This is a genomic window from Microbulbifer sp. ABH2_005 (assembly GCF_056160005.1).
The window spans coordinates 389,050-404,509 of record NZ_JBSWWI010000001.1 but is presented as its reverse complement, the minus strand read 5'-3'; the positions used below and the strand labels follow the sequence as shown (position 1 = coordinate 404,509).

Here is a 15,460-nt window from a genome sequence, read left to right as displayed (position 1 = left end):
TCAACTCATGTCGATCACGGAGAGGGCTTCCGCCAGGGTTTTCACTGAGTGCATTTCCATACCCTCGATATCGTTTTTCAGGCGGTTGGCGGCGGGCACTATCGCCTTGCGGAAACCGTGCTTGGCGGCTTCGCGCAGGCGTTCCTGGCCCGAGGGCACCGGGCGGATCTCACCGGAAAGTCCCACCTCACCGAATACCACCAGATCCCGCGGCAAGACCCGATTGCGGAAGCTGGAAACAACCGCCAGTAAAAGGGTCAGGTCGGCACTGGTTTCCATTACCTTGACGCCGCCCACCACATTGATAAACACATCCTGATCGCCGACCAAGACGCCGCCATGGCGGTGCAGCACCGCCAGCAGCATATTCAGGCGGTTCTGGTCGAGGCCCACCGCCACCCGGCGCGGATTACCGAGGCTGCTGTCATCCACTAGAGCCTGCAGTTCGACCAGCAGCGGCCGGGTGCCCTCCCACACGGAAGTCACCACCGATCCCGCGGCGATCTCTTCAGCGCGTTGCAGGAAAATAGCGGAGGGATTGGAAACTTCTTTCAGGCCCTGCTCGGTCATGGCAAACACCCCCAGCTCATTCACCGCACCAAAGCGGTTTTTATGGGCGCGCAGGGTGCGGAAGCGGGAGTCGTGAGTACCTTCGAGCAGAATGGAGCAGTCAATAATATGTTCCAACACCTTGGGGCCGGCCAAACTGCCGTCTTTGGTGACATGGCCCACCAAAATCAGCGCAGTACCAGTCTGCTTGGCAAAGCGGGTCAGGTAAGCAGCACTCTCACGCACCTGGGCCACCGAGCCCGGAGCGGACTGCACATCGCTCATATGCATCACCTGGATAGAGTCCACCACCATCACGCGTGGATTCACCTCTTTGGCCGCCAGGCAGATGCGCTCCACATCGGTTTCACTGAGGAGCTGCAGGGAATCGGTGGGCAGGCCCAGGCGTTTGGCGCGCATAGCCACCTGCTGCAGGGATTCCTCACCGGTGATATACAGCGCTGGCATGGTAGTAGCCAGGTGGCACAGAGTCTGTAGCAATACCGTGGATTTACCGGCCCCAGGATGACCGCCGATCAACACCACTGAGCCCGGCACCAGGCCGCCCCCCAGCACCCGGTCGAGTTCCGAGGCGGAAGTGGGAATGCGTGGCAGCTCGCTCAGGTCGATTTCCGAGAGCTTCTGCACCTTGCCAGCACCGGCGGCACCGGCGGCACCGGCATAGCCACTCTGGGCATCGGTGAAATTGGCCGCTCGGCTGTCTTTGTGCTCCGGCCCCAAACGCACTTCAGAGAGACTGTTCCAGGCACCGCAAGCACTGCACTGCCCCGCCCACTTGGTGTAGTCAGCGCCACATTCATTGCATACATAGGCAGTTTTGCGTTTAGCAGCCAAGGTTATTCCCCCAAAGCGTCACCCAGTCAAATTGGCGCACAGTTTACCCCTTATCTCCCTTCAACGGGCAGCGCTTAACAGACAGATATGACTCTCCTTTACCCAAGTGGTGTATTGGCACTTTTTCCCACTTTCTTCGGGGTCTGCGCGATTGATCTAGATCAATTCTCCGTATTTTCACCGGGCTACTATCCGGCGCGTCTCGCCTCCTTCTAGGGGCAGAGTCACTACAACATCACTGACTACTCAAAACAGGAAGTAAATATGTCGTCTATTTCTCTTCGCGGTGCGCTTCTCGCACTCGTCATGGCCTCGACGTCCGCCCTGGCTGCAGATCACGAAGTTAAGATGCTGAACCAGGGCAAGGACGGCATGATGACTTTCGAACCCGCGTTCCTGAACGTTGCAGTGGGCGATACTGTCACCTTCCTGCCCACCGATATGGCTCACAACAGCCGCTCAGTACTCTCCCCGGCCGATGGCGACAGCTGGAATGGCAGCATGGGCGAGAAAGTCAGCGTGACCTTGAATAAGGAAGGCGTTTACCTGTACCAGTGCGATCCGCACCTGCCCTTGGGCATGGTCGGTGTCATTCAGGTAGGCCAGGCTGGCAATCTGGAAGATGCCAAGAAACACGCTCAAGGAATGAGTGAACGTATCGCCGTCAACAAGGAGCGCCTCAGCCAGTACCTTGACCTAATTAAATAAGAGGGGCCGCGGCGTGGACATTTTATTTGAGCAAGGCCCTCACCTGGTTGCGCGTTTCTGCGATCTGGTTAAAGAACAGAATGGCAGCGATGGAGTGCAGGCCAACCAGTTTGTGATTCGCCGCGGCACCCAGGGTGCGCTGATTGATCCCGGTGGTGATCTCACCTACACCCCCCTAACCATCGAACTCAGCCGCCACCTGAACCTGAACGATCTGGAGTATATCCTGGCCTCGCACCAGGACCCGGACATCATTGCCTCACTGCCGCGCTGGATGCTGCACTCGCGCTGCAAGGTGGCGGTATCCAAACTGTGGTCGCGCTTCCTACCCCACCTGGTCTCCGGCTTTGTCGCCTCGCGCGCCGGTAGTGAACGTTGGCAGGACCGTATTATACCCATCAGTGACAAGGGCGCGGTGCTGCCTTTTGCCGACAGCGAAATCTGGGCCCTGCCCGCACACTTTATGCACTCCTGCGGCAATTTCAGTTTCTACGACCCGGTAAGCCGTATTCTGTTTTCCGGTGACGTGGGCGCTTCTCTCGGTGGTGAAGAGGGCGAAGTCAACGACTTCGGTTCCCATATTCCATCCATGGAAGGTTTCCATCAGCGCTATATGGGGGGCAACTGGGCCTGTCGCCTGTGGGTGAAAATGGTGCGAGAACTGAACCCGGCCATGATTGTGCCCCAGCACGGCGGTTATTTTGCCTCTGAGGAAGTTAAGGAAGGCTTCCTGAGCTGGTTGGAGCGGTTGGAGTGTGGACCCGATCTGCTGCGACATCAGGACTATCACTTGCCGCTGAGGAAACCCTAGAGAAAACCCTAAAGGCCTGTCTAAAGGGCAGTTTTTAGAAACGATAACCCTGTAGGCTCCGAATCAACACCGGCGTAAAACCAACGGAGAGCGGGACGCTCTCCATCGCCCTCCTCCAACCTCTCGCGGTGCTTGCGCCCCCTGCTGCCCACACATACACTGACCGACACACTGCTCCAGGCCTACTTTATGTACACCGCCTACCTTCGCACCTTATTGCTGATACTGCTGCTGGCCTTTGCCGGCCTGGCATCGGCCGTGCCCTGTGCGGAACCTGCAAATATGCTGAGCTTGCAGAGCAGCGAACAGGGCCACTGCGAAGCGGATCAAGCCGATGATTGCCACAGTGAACACCGCGGCGACTGTGGTATCGAATGCGGTTGCTGCCCGGGATTGAGCAATAGCCTCGCCCTAATCTCCGCCAATATCCCGAATTTTTCGCGGCCAATTTCCCTGGCAACTACTTACTCAATATTTAAACCTTCCCCCGACACAGAAAGCGCCCTGCGGCCTCCTATTGCCATCTGAGCCTCGGCTCCAGCAGTAAATTTCGCCAATAAATCTTTTTTGCCCACCACTAGCTGCACCTATGCTGCGCTGGCGATGTGGTGGACCAGTTGATATGAATGACAGGAGTAATTCCATGTACCGATCTTTTTTAATCGCGATTGCCGCACTTGTTACCACATTAGCCCTCAGTGCCTGCGCCGAACCCACCGAGCCCAAAGAATCTCAGGCGCAGCACCTGACTACCTATAAATCCGCTACCTGTGGTTGCTGCAAAGTTTGGGTGGACCACGCTCGCAGCAGCGGCTTCGAAGTAGTGGCAAAGGATGTCGATGACCTCAACGGCGTCAAAAAACAGCACGGAATCGAACCCCGCTACCAGTCTTGCCACACCAGTGTGTCCAAGGAAGGCTATGTTTTCGAAGGGCATGTGCCAGCCAAGCTGATTCAGCAATTTTTGCAGAATCCACCCAAAGGCGCTTTGGGGCTAGCCGTACCCGGTATGCCTCTCGGAAGCCCTGGCATGGAGATGGGCGATCGCTTTACCCCCTACCAGGTAATGCAGTTAAACAAGGACGGCAGCAGTGTGGTTTATGCAGAAATCAACGCGGCCGGAGAACAGTTCTGAGGACTGTCGATGACAAAACCTCCGCGGTGCGGCTCGGTTTCGCGCCGCACCTTTGTAACCGGAATCGGCGCCGGCATGGCCCTGCTGGGCCTGCCCGGCTTCCCTAACCCCGCCAGGGCGCGAGTCCCCCCTCCCACGACTTTAACTGGCGAGAATTTCTCCCTGCAGGTAGACCAAAGGGCAGTTAACCTGACCGGGCAACCTCGCAACGCAATTTCAGTTAACGGCTCTATTCCCGGCCCAATCCTGCACTGGCGCGAGGGGCAAACAGTCACTCTCAACGTCCTCAATCAGTTAGATAAAAACACTTCGATCCACTGGTATGGCATCAGGGTACCCAACCCGATGAATGGTGTACCAGGGCTCAATTTCTCCGGTATTAGGCCAGGAGAAAATTTTCGATACCGTTTTAAAGTCAAACAAAGCGGAACTTACTGGTATCACAGTCACTCCGGCTTCCAGAGGCAGCAGGGACTCTACGGAGCTATCGTCATCGATCCAGCTGGGGGGGACCCGGTGACCTATGACCGGGACTATTTAGTGTTGCTCTCCGATTGGAGCGATGAATCTCCCCAGCGGATTTATTCAAACCTGAAGAAAGATGGCCACTATTACAATCGGCACCGCCACCGCACCACCACAGATCTCTGGCATGATGTGCGCGCGAAAGGCATAGAGAAAACCTGGCGTGAACGACACCCATGGAACTTCACAGGCATGTCTGATCGAGATGTGTCTGATGTCACAGGCTACACCTACAGCTACCTGATCAATGGACAAACTCCGGAAGACAATTGGACTGCCCTTTTTGCCCCCGGTGAGATAGTTCGGCTGCGTTTTATCAACGCCTCTGCCATGACAATCTTCGACCTACGCATTCCCGATCTGGATATGACCGTGGTGAGTGCTGACGGCCAGCATATTCAGCCGGTGAGAGTGGATGAATTCCGCCTAGGTACTGGGGAAACCTACGATGTGGTAGTTAGGCCCAGTGGGAGCAGAGCCTACACCCTTTTTGCCCAGGCGATCGATCGCGGCGGTTACGCTCGCGGTACCTTAACGCCCGCTCAGAATCTCTCTGCCGAAGTTCCCCCCATGGACCCAATCCCAATACTCGATAAACGCGATATGGGATTCATTCGTGCCGGTGGTGCTAGGGCTGCTGATAGACAGCTTACTGCAGAAGAGCAAAATGCCAAACTGGCCCCCGCCGGCCTGGGGAGCAATAGCCCCATCGTCCACCAGCCAACAGAAAAAGGCCATGGCGTAGCCCTACGCGCGCGCGCGCCCCAAAATGGAGTGGATGACCCCGGTGTTGGACTGCGTGAACATCAGCAACGCCACAACCGCCGCATCCTAACCTACAGGGACCTTCGCAGTCTCACACCATCATTAGATCGGCGCCAACCGCAGCGAGAACTACAACTACATCTCACCGGTAATCCAGCTCGTTACCTATGGTCCATTGACGGTGTTAAATATAAAAACGCCACACCAATATTATTGGCTTATGGCGAGCGTCTGCGCATCACTCTGGTGAACGACACCCTACTCACCCAGCCCATGCACCTGCACGGTTTATGGAGTGAGCTGGAAACTGGTGACGGGGAGTATCTGCCCCGCAAGCACACGGTAATGGTGCAGCCCGGTGCCAAGATCAGTTATCTGGTAAATGCCGATAACCGGGGGCGCTGGGCATTACACTGCCAAATGCTTTATCGCACGTACGGTATTTTCCGGGAGGTGCGCGTGGTATGAAGCGCACTCCCCATACCAAAGCGACAGTGATAATCGTTGTTACCCTGTGCATGCAACTGGGTGTTCAAGCAGCTAAAGCGCAAAATCAGCAAGACCAGCATCACAGCTTCCAATCCCGCTCAGAAGGCTCAGTCGCTGGAGAGGACCATGGTATGGTCGAGGAAGGGGACAAGCCGGTAGCCAAACTCAGCCTTGACCAATTCGAACGACGCGGCATGAACGGCGCGGCAATCGAAGGTGATATCAGTTATGGAGATGACGTCAATAAAGTAGTGCTGGAAGTGGACTTTGAGCGGGGAGGAGGAGAAACAGAGAAAAATGAGCGATGGCTGGTCTACAGCCGATCCATTTCGAAAGATTGGAATTTCCTCGCCGGCTACCGACACGACCTGCAGCGGGAAACGACCAGCCGCAATTGGCTGGCGATTGGGCTGGCTGGAGAAACCCCTTATTCATTAGAAATGGATGCAGTGCTATTTCTGGCAAGGAACGGCAGTACAGCTTTTCGCTTGGAAGGGGAATATGATGCAAAGCTCGCAGAAAAAGTGAGCCTTGTTCCGCGGCTGGAGCTGAATTTCTTTGGCCAAAATGATGAAATCGCTGGCAGTGGCAGTGGTTTGTCTCAAATAGAAACAGGCTTGCGGCTACTCTATAAAATTCACCCAAAATTCTCCCCCTATATTGGCGTTCACCATGAACGAGTCGTAGGCAATGCCGCAGATTTTGCCCGCGAAGAAGGGGAAAAGGTCTATAGCACCGTGTGGGTGATTGGTTTTCGCGTCTGGTTTTAGCCCCCTACGCTATAAAACGTTCTGTTTATAACTGACTAACCGCCAAGTAGATGCAGCAGGAAACCAGGATTTACTTGGCTTACAGTTGTAATTCATACTTTTTCATAGAATTTATGAACAGAGGGACTTTATCGAAATTGAAAGGTCAGAAAGACAAAGTATTTATACTGGAATATATTACTTACAAAAACAAACTCTAAGCTTGATAAAATGGCGTAATACAGAGACAGCCTCTCATAAACGTATGAAATTATTACATCAGAGAAAAAGGGTCTAAAAAAGGCAAAAGGTGTCTTATATAAACCCTATAGTTCTACTCAACATACACTCACTATCTCTACAGAAAGATTTCTATTCATTGAACATCATAGGTTTTACCAAGCCAATATGGGATAAGCGGGAATCCAGACGAGAGGCCAGTAAAATTCTTCTGCGTAAAGTATCGATAGCTCCAGCGATGACGTTTTCCCTACTTATCGGGATGCTGGCTATAGAAGGACAATCCCAGGAGGATTTACATCATGGCCTTCAGTATCACTCCACATCTGGAGTTAATAATAATGATGCAACCCTCATAGAAGACAAACCTATCGCCAAGCTCAGCCTTGATCAATTTGAGCTACAAGGTAATAACGGAGCCACCATTGAGGGGGACATCAGCTATGGTACAGACAAAAGCAAGCTATCCGCAGAAGTAGACTACGAACGCTCCAACGGAGAGACAGAGGAGAATGAACTATGGGGCATTTACAGCCACTCAGTTTCTGCTAATTGGAATATTCTCGCAGGAATTCGTCATGATTTTTACCTGGAGAATACCAGCCGCAATTGGTTTGCAATTGGTATTATTGGCGAGACCCCCTACTCATTTGAGATGGACGCGGTATTTTTCCTTGGTAGAAGCGGCAGCACTGCCCTTCGTATAGAAGGGGTTTATACATTTAAACTCTCAGAAAAATTCAGTTTAGCGCCCCGTGCAGAATTTGATTTTTTTGGGCAAAATGACAGAAGCGCAGACGGAGGATCTGGTCTATCTGAAATAGAAATTGGTATACGTTTACGCTATGAACTTCATCCGAAATTCTCTCCTTATATTGGCATACATCAATATCGCAATATCGGAAAAACTGCAGACTTTGAACGCGAAGAGGGAGAAAAAGTATACGACACCGTGTGGGTTCTGGGATTTCGAGCTTGGTTATAATCCAAAGATCATTGCCCCTTAGCTAACATTGGTACTATTAAAATAGCGGCACCTCTGAAGTTTACCATTTTCATCCTATGAACCTTAAATCTTTATGTGCCCAACATCAAACAGGATGGCAAGAATAATTCGCAGAGGTACAAAAGAGGTCAACCAAGCAGCTAAAGCGTTAATCTTCTTTAAATATTTCCCTAATCCCGATATTGTAACCCACCGCTGGAACCGTTAGGTGATTCTCCCCCTTAAATACCTTTTTCGACAATTTAAGGCTAGGATAATTGCGCGACTCCAACCTGCGCACAAGTTGTTTCATGTCCTTCACCATAAACCCCTCTTCCTTACCGACAAACATGAATATATGCTTATTCATATCTGCATTATATTCCGCATAATGTCGTTCCTTGGCAAGAATCACTTTATCATCCCACCAGACACTAGGGCTTGCTATGATGTAACGATGAAAGCTATCTGGCTGAGTAAACAAAGTATGAAGAGCAAACAATCCCCCTAAAGAATGCCCCATAAAGGTCTGATCCTGTTGGTCAGCAGGGAAAGTATTGTTAATAAAGGGCTTTAACTCTTCGTTGATAAACTCAAGAAACTGATTCGCACCACCCCCCTGAATTTCCCCATCCATCTCCACAGCAGTTGGCGTCAAATCGAGACGCCGCAACTTCCCCAAACTATCATTAACATAATCGATACCGACAAAAATAAAAGCCGGAATCTTTCCTGTTGCACTCTGCTTGAAGAAATTTGGAGCCATCATTGGAAAATCGAGATAACCATCCACCATATAAACAACTGGATATTGAACGGTATCGTTCTCGGGATCGTACTCTTTAGGCAACAGCACATCAACTTGGTACTGACGCGCCAAGAGGTCTGACTGGTAATAAAAAGACAATATTTCGCCACGAGTAAAAGAGACTGGCTCGGCAGTTCCTGCAGACACAGATCCCACAGAAACGACAAGCACAAAAAAAATCGTTGACAACAATATTCGCATAAACTTTCCCTAGCTAAATAAAATTACTATCACCAATGCAATTAGCGACACCCCAATTTTTAATTCGGCGCAATCCATAATGTCAACTAAGACACGAAAATTAATAGCCAAGCAAAAAAATAAGCAAAGAACCGTATTTATTTAAAAATGAAAATCTCCACGAGAGTAGCCTTTCATAGCTTTAAGCAAAGCCAAACCAACACAAAATCCTGTAATCTTGCAAAAAAAGACAGAGCCCTACCTTTTAAGACAACTTACCCAGAATCCATTCTAATCTTTACCCTATTCGTTGAATATAACGACAGGCTCGACCCCTAAATAGCCTAAATCCAACTTCCAAAGTGACTGTTATCAACCGCAACAAAATACTGATAGATCATTTTAACCCTGGATATTTAGACAACCTTTACCAACTTAAGCGTAAAAATACCACTCAACGGCATACCAGTATTCTGCTCCTCCAGAGTCAGCAGGGATATATTCCTCCCAGATTATCAATATGGCCCACAGCAGGGTCCAAGTGGACAGTCCAGCTTTAGTAAAATAGTGAAAATTTATGTCTTTTCATTACTTATAATACGCTTAAATACTTTCCCCGATAGACGCAGTAGTTGCGCTCGACTCAATAGCCGAGAAAGTAAAACCAGTGCCCACTTTTGCTTACCTGACAATACATAACTTTTTTGAGACAAGAATCCTTCTAACCCTACTTGAGCGACAGACTCGGCAGTTTCGTAGATACTTTCATCCACCATGACTTGATTATTCGCCACCTCGGCAAAATTTGTCTTGGTTCCACCGGGGCAAAGGCAGGTTACTGTTACACCGGTTCCTTGTAGTTCATTGTGCAGAGCTTCCGAAAAATTCAGTACGTAACTTTTGGATGCAGAGTAGACGCCAGCATAAGGTACCGGCATCAGGGCTGCTCCAGAGGCAACATTAATGATACCTCCTGTTTTTTTGAGCCTCATCTCTGGTAGATATAAGTAACACAGCTCTGTAAGGGTATTAATATTGAGCTGCAACATATCCCTATAGGTTTCAAGGGTGAAGCTTTCAAAGCTTCCCCACTTGCCAAAACCTGCGTTATTAATGAGAATGTCAACTTCAAAACCCATCTCTTTAGTTTTATCAAAGAGCTTTTGCGCAGATCCTTCCACACTTAAATCCATAGGAATAAAGCTTGTATCTACCGGGTATAATTCATTAATTTTTGTTGCGATATTCGATAAGGAGTCTTCAGATCGAGCAACCAAAATTAGGTTTGCACCTCTTTTAGCACATTCATACGCAAATGCTTCGCCGATTCCCGAAGAAGCTCCCGTAACTAATACAGTCTTTGATTTCATTTACTACTATCCCAATATAACTCAAATCCTATTTATTTAGGTCGGCCACTCGATCCCGACATCGGGCAGGTGTGCAGACAAAATCCTTTAAAGCCAGTCCTCAGGCAGAGCCCTTGCCCATATCCTACGAAGCTCCGGTTATCAATATAAATTGTTTATCCATCTGCATTTCCCTCTCGAAAGAAACTCAACTGAGTTGGCAAGACCGGTTTTATGGTTGAGTAGCCAGCTCAACCTGCCCTTCTACAGTAAACTTCCTCCACCAGGCCTGTGTTGGGGCGGGCGTACGCACATTCACCGGAGCACCGATAACAGGTGAAAGAACTGTTGCCCCATGAGCTTCTGCGGCCATTAACGCGCGCTCTAGAGGTTCAAACCAGTCGTGCAGGGCAAGATCAAAAGTACTGTTGTGGATAGGAACCATGGCACGGCCACGCAGATCTAAATGAGCCTGCACACTCTCCTCCGGTAACATATGGACTTCACTCCACAGATCGTTGTAAGCACCGGTTTCTATCAGGGTCAGATCAAAGGGGCCGAAGCGCTCACCGATTTCCCGAAAGCCACCGAAATAGCCACTATCACCGCTAAAGAAGATTCGTGCCTCGCGTCCTGTAATTACCCAGCTGGCCCACAAGGTTCTATCCCTATCAATAAGGCCGCGCCCGGAAAAGTGTTGCGCCGGAGTGGCCGTCAATTGCAGACTGCCTAGTGAAAAGGACTGCCACCAGGCCAGCTCGATAATCTTGCTTGAAGCGACTCCCCACTCCCGTAAGTAATCGCCTACCCCTGTAGGGACAACAAAGCGTTCAACTTTCTTATCCAGTGTGCGCACGCTGGTTTTATCCAGGTGATCGTGGTGATCATGACTGATTACTACGGCTTTTAACGCCGGCAGATCCTGCAGAGACGAAGGTAGCGGGTGGAAACGTTTCGGCCCCATCCACTGTACTGGTGAAGCCCTTTCGCTGAACACCGGGTCAGTAAGTACATACTCTCCATCAAGATTGATCAAAACGGATGAGTGCCCCAGGCGATAGATCGTGGGCTGACCCTCATTGCTTGTGAGTACTTCCTTTGTGATCGACTGTAGGGGAAGAGGTGCTCTTGGTACCGGTGCCGCCCTCTCAGCACGAGCATAGGCAGCAATGATGTCGACCATCTTACCCAGCCCCGCTTTATAGTCGATCTCCGTGTTTTGAAACTTTTGCGGCTGTGTAGCACAGCTATTAAACAAACCAACGGACATAACTATCACTCCTAGTAATAACCACCAGCGCTTCTTCATAGATGCTACCAAGTAAACTATACAGTGCAGTTTAATTGCGGAAGAGGCAGAAGTAAACCAACTAGTGTAAAATTAATCGAAAAGTGTAATTCCCCGCCAGGCAGATCTCCTGGTGCAAACAGAGATACCGAGAGTCACATGAGTGGAAAGAAGTCGACTAGAAGCGAACTAAAGCGCCAGGCTATTATTGATGCCGCTAAACAGGCCTTTCAGGAACTCGGCGTTCAGGGGACCAGCATGGATGAACTGGCAGCCCGAGCCCAAGTGTCCAAGCGCACGGTATATAACCACTTTGCCAGTAAAGAAGCGCTGGTGATGTTTTTGATTGGCGAGCTCTGGCAGCAGGCAACCCAGTCTCCCGGCTGTGATTACAACCCCGGCAGGGACCTGCATGCACAGCTTCTCACACTATTGGAGCTGGAAATTAAAACCATCTGCAACCCGCAGTATATTGAACTAAATCGCATGGCCTTCGACTACTTCTTCCACCAACCGGAAGCCCTGCGTCAGGAAATGGAAAAATACAAAGCCCATGAAACCGGTGTACAGCGCTGGATTAAAGCTGCCGTAGCCGATGGCCGGCTGAAGCCACTGGACCCAGAAATCGCCAGCGGGCAGATACACAACTTAATTAAGGGAAGCTGTTTTTGGCCACAGATGTTACAACTTTCCGGCCCGCCTAGCTCAACCGAACAAGTCGCACTGGCGGAGCGTACTGCGGGGATGTTTTTAAGTCATTATCAGGTTTAATACCTTGATTGGCAGCTCTAAATAGCAATCAGGATTCCTTAGGAAACTCAACTGCAAAAGTGAATCAGGCATGTCAATATCGTATCAATGTTCCTTTAGGCTATTAAGCCTTGGCTTAATGGCTCAGGATATATACTGACAATGATTAGAAGCTACACCCCAAACGACATAGAGACCATACTAAATATTTGGCTAAACGCCTCCGTTAAGGCGCATAATTTTATCGCAGCTGACTTCTGGGATTCTCAAATAGATAATATGCGCAATATCTATATACCAAACTCAGAAACCTATATCTATGAAATACAGTCAAAAATAACTGGCTTTTATTCTCTAGTTGACAATACTTTAGCCGCGCTCTTTGTAGATCCAGAATTTCAAGGCCAAGGTATTGGGAAACAGCTTTTAGAACACGCAAAATCACAGAGAAGCCCGTTAAATCTAACGGTTTACAAAGAGAATGTTAGCAGTTATCAGTTTTACCTATCTCAAGGCTTTCACCTACTGAAAGAGCAATTAGATAACCATACAGGACATATTGAGTGCTTGATGAGCACAAATATAAAAAACACTCGTCCATCTCCCTAAAATATAACTATAAGTAGGAAACAATGCTCCCCGCTAAGATCTATTTGATCGACAAATCAAAAGAGTTGGTTGAAGCCTGGCGCCAGGTTTTTGGTGATATCGAGATTTTTAAAATTATTGAGGGTGACTATTTCTCAAAACCTGCCGATGCAATGGTCAGCCCAGCAAACAGTTTTGGCATTATGGATGGGGGCCTCGACCTGCCGATTAGGAATGAACTAGGATTTGAGGTGGAAGATCAGTTACAAGAACGAATTAAATCTGATTTTCATGGTGAGCTACCCATTGGGTCAGCAATAGTGATTCCGACCTCAAATTCCAGGTGGCCCTACCTGATTTCCGCCCCCACAATGCGTATTCCTGAAGATATAGCAAATACTATGAATGCCTATCATGCTTTTAGGGCCATTTTAAACTCAGTGCGACTATTTAATGAATCAACTCCCACACAGAAGATAAACTCAATAGTTTGCCCAGGCTTGGGCACTGGCATTGGAAACTTACCGGCAAGGCGTTGTGCTGGCCATATGCGAGCGGCCTATAATTACTTATCCAAGCCTCCTAGAATCCCTAGCTTTAAAGAAATTCATGAAACCCACAGAAAACTGCAAATCACATACTAAATAGGGCCTATGCCCAATTGGAATATTTCAACAGAAAAAAAGCGCAGCGTAAAATACAAAAAGGCCCCTAGTGGGGCCTTATTTGGTTAGTTGAATTTATAATTTTTCCCAAGCCATCTGCCAGTGGCTACCTCTGCCAGGTTCATACTGGTTTGCACTTCTGCTCCACTGTACACAGTAGCCAGAGTTAGGGAAGGGCTTACATTGATAAATATTTCCATCCCGAGCCAAAACTTTAGTGCCTGAGGTATAGCCTCTTAGGCCACGAGGGAAAACATAATCATAGTCATCTTCATCTATAGTCTGGCCGTCATCTCCGTTGTTTTGACCATCATCACCTGAGTTGTGATCGTCGTCTCCACTGTCATCACCACCGACCAGATAGAAGTTTAAAGTGTTTTGTTCAATCAGATTACTATCAAGGTCTTTTACAACTACCACTAACATGTGATGTCCAGCTTCAGATTTGGACAGAGCAAGTGTGGTATTAACACTTTCACCATCTCGCATATTGCTGGCATAGTTGGCCAGTGTCTCCTGATCGTGATTAACAACTTTTAATTCAGCTCTGATGTCACCAACTGCTGTTAGCGAAAGATCCAGAGCTGTTTGATCGCCAGTAATCGTATATTCATTCTCCAGGCCGGATATATTTAGCTCATAGTCAGGGATTTGGGTATTGATTTCATAACTGATTTCAACACGTTCCAGGCCGCTATCATTTTGCAAGTAGATCGGATTGGAACCGTAGGTGGGGTTGAAGCTATCTTGCCCATCGTACTCACCGGCACGGATCAAGGTTTGTTCCTGATTAATTTTCTCAGCCAGATCGTGTGTCCAGTTGGTGGCCATACCCTGATCAGCAGAGGTGATATCCAATACGGTGGAATAGGCTTCATTCTCACCGCCATTGCCAAACACACGAGTGTAAACTTTGTCACCCACACTCAAGTCTTGAGTGGGGATAATAGTTCCGCCCTGGCTCCAGTTAGAGTTGTTGTCATCATTACCGTTATTTCCACTGAACTCCACATCAATCACATTGTAGAAAGCGTTAACAGTGTCACCAACATCCCATACCGCCAAAATAACTTGGTAACCTTCTCGCTCAGGAACAACACACTCGTGATAAACATCGTAGGGAGGTTGCTGGAAGTTTCCATCAACTTCACAGAACGGGTTGAGATCGAAAGAATCGCGAGTTAGTGGTTGGTTTGGATTCCAATCCGCCTTTGTAATATAGTATTTCCAGTCGCGGGTAACATGATTCGCAGTAAAGTGCCATTTAAATGTTTGCGTACCGGCACTGATAGGATTTTTTATCCAACGATCGGAAGTTTGTTCATTGAGTGTGGACCAGGAGCTATTGCCACCACTAGCAATTTGTCCATCAGCGGGACCACTCTCCGGAAACCCTTCGGGTCCTTCAATACTCTGTGGTTCCCACTGAACAGAGCCACAGTTAACATTCTTTTCTCCAGTAGTGGATTGGGCATATTTACATAGGGTTCCCCGCGCAGAGGCAACACCACCGTCTAATTCTTCGACATAGCCATGGCTCATTACATTTGAACTGACGCCAGCCAAAATCATCGCCAATAGCGTTTTATTTAATGCAGGTTTATTCAGTGAAGAAACTGCTTTTTTCATTCGTAAAGTCATATGAACTGCCATTATTTATGCATGTGCGATTTCCTTCCTGGGTTGATTCACTTCCTTATTTTGCCCGACCAAGTAAACATCGCTTTATTTAAAAAATACTTGTAAGGCGTTATTGTCAGGTTAATGGACTACGCTCTATAAATACGGTTCCGAGAATTTTCGCTATTGCGCTAACAAATTAAGATATTGTCACCAAAATACAATTTGCTCTTAGCAAGAGAAAATATCAGAAAATTTTTGGGAATTTCTATTTAGACTTCTTGTCTGGAGGAGAGAAAGTATAAATCGACTACAAACACATAGAGAGTTCTAGGCAGATAAACAACGGGAAGCAACCACCTAAAAATCCAAAAAGTTTTTTACTGAATATATGACCAAAA

General features: G+C 48.7%; 15 protein-coding genes. 10 read left to right on the top strand and 5 right to left on the bottom strand.

From position 1 onward, the window contains the following. The gene (gene radA / locus ACXAFI_RS01765; RefSeq protein WP_475107445.1) at positions 1 to 1,404 is read right to left on the bottom strand and encodes a DNA repair protein RadA; all 1,404 of its coding nucleotides are present in this window, start codon (positions 1,402 to 1,404) and stop codon (positions 1 to 3) included. A gap of 306 nt (positions 1,405 to 1,710) precedes the next feature. Between radA and ACXAFI_RS01760 the strand changes: the two genes are divergently transcribed. From ACXAFI_RS01760 to ACXAFI_RS01730, 7 genes are all read left to right on the top strand, one after another. Further along, positions 1,711 to 2,112 carry a pseudoazurin gene (locus tag ACXAFI_RS01760; protein WP_253868716.1) on the top strand — a complete coding sequence of 134 codons (402 nt, stop codon included), beginning with the start codon at positions 1,711 to 1,713 and terminating at the stop codon, positions 2,110 to 2,112. Between the two features lie 13 nt (positions 2,113 to 2,125). After that, on the top strand, positions 2,126 to 2,923 hold the full coding sequence (locus ACXAFI_RS01755) for an oxygen-binding di-iron domain-containing protein (protein WP_444920104.1): 798 nt from the start codon (positions 2,126 to 2,128) through the stop codon (positions 2,921 to 2,923). A 189-nt stretch (positions 2,924 to 3,112) separates the two neighbouring features. Then, on the top strand, positions 3,113 to 3,451 hold the full coding sequence (locus ACXAFI_RS01750; RefSeq protein WP_475107444.1) for a hypothetical protein: 339 nt from the start codon (positions 3,113 to 3,115) through the stop codon (positions 3,449 to 3,451). A 115-nt stretch (positions 3,452 to 3,566) separates the two neighbouring features. Next, positions 3,567 to 4,058: a DUF411 domain-containing protein gene (locus ACXAFI_RS01745; protein ID WP_475107443.1), complete on the top strand. Its 492-nt coding sequence runs from the start codon at positions 3,567 to 3,569 to the stop codon at positions 4,056 to 4,058. A 9-nt stretch (positions 4,059 to 4,067) separates the two neighbouring features. Further along, on the top strand, positions 4,068 to 5,816 hold the full coding sequence (locus ACXAFI_RS01740) for a copper resistance system multicopper oxidase (protein ID WP_475107442.1): 1,749 nt from the start codon (positions 4,068 to 4,070) through the stop codon (positions 5,814 to 5,816). Beyond that, positions 5,813 to 6,607, top strand: a complete 795-nt coding sequence (locus ACXAFI_RS01735; protein ID WP_475107441.1) for a copper resistance protein B — start codon at positions 5,813 to 5,815, stop codon at positions 6,605 to 6,607. Before ACXAFI_RS01740 ends, ACXAFI_RS01735 begins: the two co-directional genes overlap by 4 nt. A 358-nt stretch (positions 6,608 to 6,965) precedes the next feature. Further along, positions 6,966 to 7,811 carry a copper resistance protein B gene (locus ACXAFI_RS01730; protein WP_475107440.1) on the top strand — a complete coding sequence of 282 codons (846 nt, stop codon included), beginning with the start codon at positions 6,966 to 6,968 and terminating at the stop codon, positions 7,809 to 7,811. A gap of 169 nt (positions 7,812 to 7,980) precedes the next feature. Here the strand turns inward: ACXAFI_RS01730 and ACXAFI_RS01725 are convergent, their stop codons facing one another. The 3 genes from ACXAFI_RS01725 to ACXAFI_RS01715 form a co-directional block, all read right to left on the bottom strand. After that, the gene (locus ACXAFI_RS01725; protein ID WP_475107439.1) at positions 7,981 to 8,820 is read right to left on the bottom strand and encodes an alpha/beta hydrolase; all 840 of its coding nucleotides are present in this window, start codon (positions 8,818 to 8,820) and stop codon (positions 7,981 to 7,983) included. Between the two features lie 554 nt (positions 8,821 to 9,374). Continuing rightward, positions 9,375 to 10,169 (bottom strand): SDR family NAD(P)-dependent oxidoreductase, encoded by a 795-nt coding sequence (locus ACXAFI_RS01720; RefSeq protein ID WP_475107438.1) that lies wholly within the window; start codon positions 10,167 to 10,169, stop codon positions 9,375 to 9,377. Positions 10,170 to 10,380: 211 nt separating this feature from the next. Then, entirely contained in the window at positions 10,381 to 11,418 is a 1,038-nt protein-coding gene (locus ACXAFI_RS01715) for an MBL fold metallo-hydrolase (protein WP_475107437.1), read from the bottom strand. Positions 11,419 to 11,595: 177 nt separating this feature from the next. Here ACXAFI_RS01715 and ACXAFI_RS01710 point away from each other — a divergent pair, with 177 nt between their 5' ends. The 3 genes from ACXAFI_RS01710 to ACXAFI_RS01700 all read left to right on the top strand — a co-directional run bounded on the left by ACXAFI_RS01710 (position 11,596) and on the right by ACXAFI_RS01700 (position 13,418). Beyond that, positions 11,596 to 12,207: a TetR/AcrR family transcriptional regulator gene (locus tag ACXAFI_RS01710; RefSeq protein ID WP_475107436.1), complete on the top strand. Its 612-nt coding sequence runs from the start codon at positions 11,596 to 11,598 to the stop codon at positions 12,205 to 12,207. Between the two features lie 141 nt (positions 12,208 to 12,348). Further along, positions 12,349 to 12,795 (top strand): N-acetyltransferase, encoded by a 447-nt coding sequence (locus tag ACXAFI_RS01705; RefSeq protein WP_475107435.1) that lies wholly within the window; start codon positions 12,349 to 12,351, stop codon positions 12,793 to 12,795. A 23-nt stretch (positions 12,796 to 12,818) separates the two neighbouring features. Continuing rightward, positions 12,819 to 13,418: a macro domain-containing protein gene (locus tag ACXAFI_RS01700; protein ID WP_475107434.1), complete on the top strand. Its 600-nt coding sequence runs from the start codon at positions 12,819 to 12,821 to the stop codon at positions 13,416 to 13,418. A gap of 96 nt (positions 13,419 to 13,514) precedes the next feature. Here the strand turns inward: ACXAFI_RS01700 and gbpA are convergent, their stop codons facing one another. Further along, positions 13,515 to 15,068: an N-acetylglucosamine-binding protein GbpA gene (gene gbpA, locus ACXAFI_RS01695; RefSeq protein WP_475107433.1), complete on the bottom strand. Its 1,554-nt coding sequence runs from the start codon at positions 15,066 to 15,068 to the stop codon at positions 13,515 to 13,517. Between the last annotated feature and the right edge of the window lie 392 nt (positions 15,069 to 15,460).

What these genes read in the sequence shown, in the direction of transcription:
- ACXAFI_RS01760 (WP_253868716.1), top strand. Translation starts at nt 1,711, where the DNA reads ATGGCCTCGACGTCCGCCCTGGCTGCAGATCACGAAGTTAAGATGCTG.
- ACXAFI_RS01750 (WP_475107444.1), top strand. Translation starts at nt 3,113, where the DNA reads ATGTACACCGCCTACCTTCGCACCTTATTGCTGATACTGCTGCTGGCC.
- ACXAFI_RS01745 (WP_475107443.1), top strand. Translation starts at nt 3,567, where the DNA reads ATGTACCGATCTTTTTTAATCGCGATTGCCGCACTTGTTACCACATTA.
- ACXAFI_RS01740 (WP_475107442.1), top strand. Translation starts at nt 4,068, where the DNA reads ATGACAAAACCTCCGCGGTGCGGCTCGGTTTCGCGCCGCACCTTTGTA.
- ACXAFI_RS01735 (WP_475107441.1), top strand. Translation starts at nt 5,813, where the DNA reads ATGAAGCGCACTCCCCATACCAAAGCGACAGTGATAATCGTTGTTACC.
- ACXAFI_RS01725 (WP_475107439.1), bottom strand. Translation starts at nt 8,820, where the DNA reads ATGCGAATATTGTTGTCAACGATTTTTTTTGTGCTTGTCGTTTCTGTG.
- ACXAFI_RS01720 (WP_475107438.1), bottom strand. Translation starts at nt 10,169, where the DNA reads ATGAAATCAAAGACTGTATTAGTTACGGGAGCTTCTTCGGGAATCGGC.
- ACXAFI_RS01715 (WP_475107437.1), bottom strand. Translation starts at nt 11,418, where the DNA reads ATGTCCGTTGGTTTGTTTAATAGCTGTGCTACACAGCCGCAAAAGTTT.
- ACXAFI_RS01710 (WP_475107436.1), top strand. Translation starts at nt 11,596, where the DNA reads ATGAGTGGAAAGAAGTCGACTAGAAGCGAACTAAAGCGCCAGGCTATT.
- ACXAFI_RS01705 (WP_475107435.1), top strand. Translation starts at nt 12,349, where the DNA reads ATGATTAGAAGCTACACCCCAAACGACATAGAGACCATACTAAATATT.
- ACXAFI_RS01700 (WP_475107434.1), top strand. Translation starts at nt 12,819, where the DNA reads ATGCTCCCCGCTAAGATCTATTTGATCGACAAATCAAAAGAGTTGGTT.
- gbpA (WP_475107433.1), bottom strand. Translation starts at nt 15,068, where the DNA reads ATGAAAAAAGCAGTTTCTTCACTGAATAAACCTGCATTAAATAAAACG.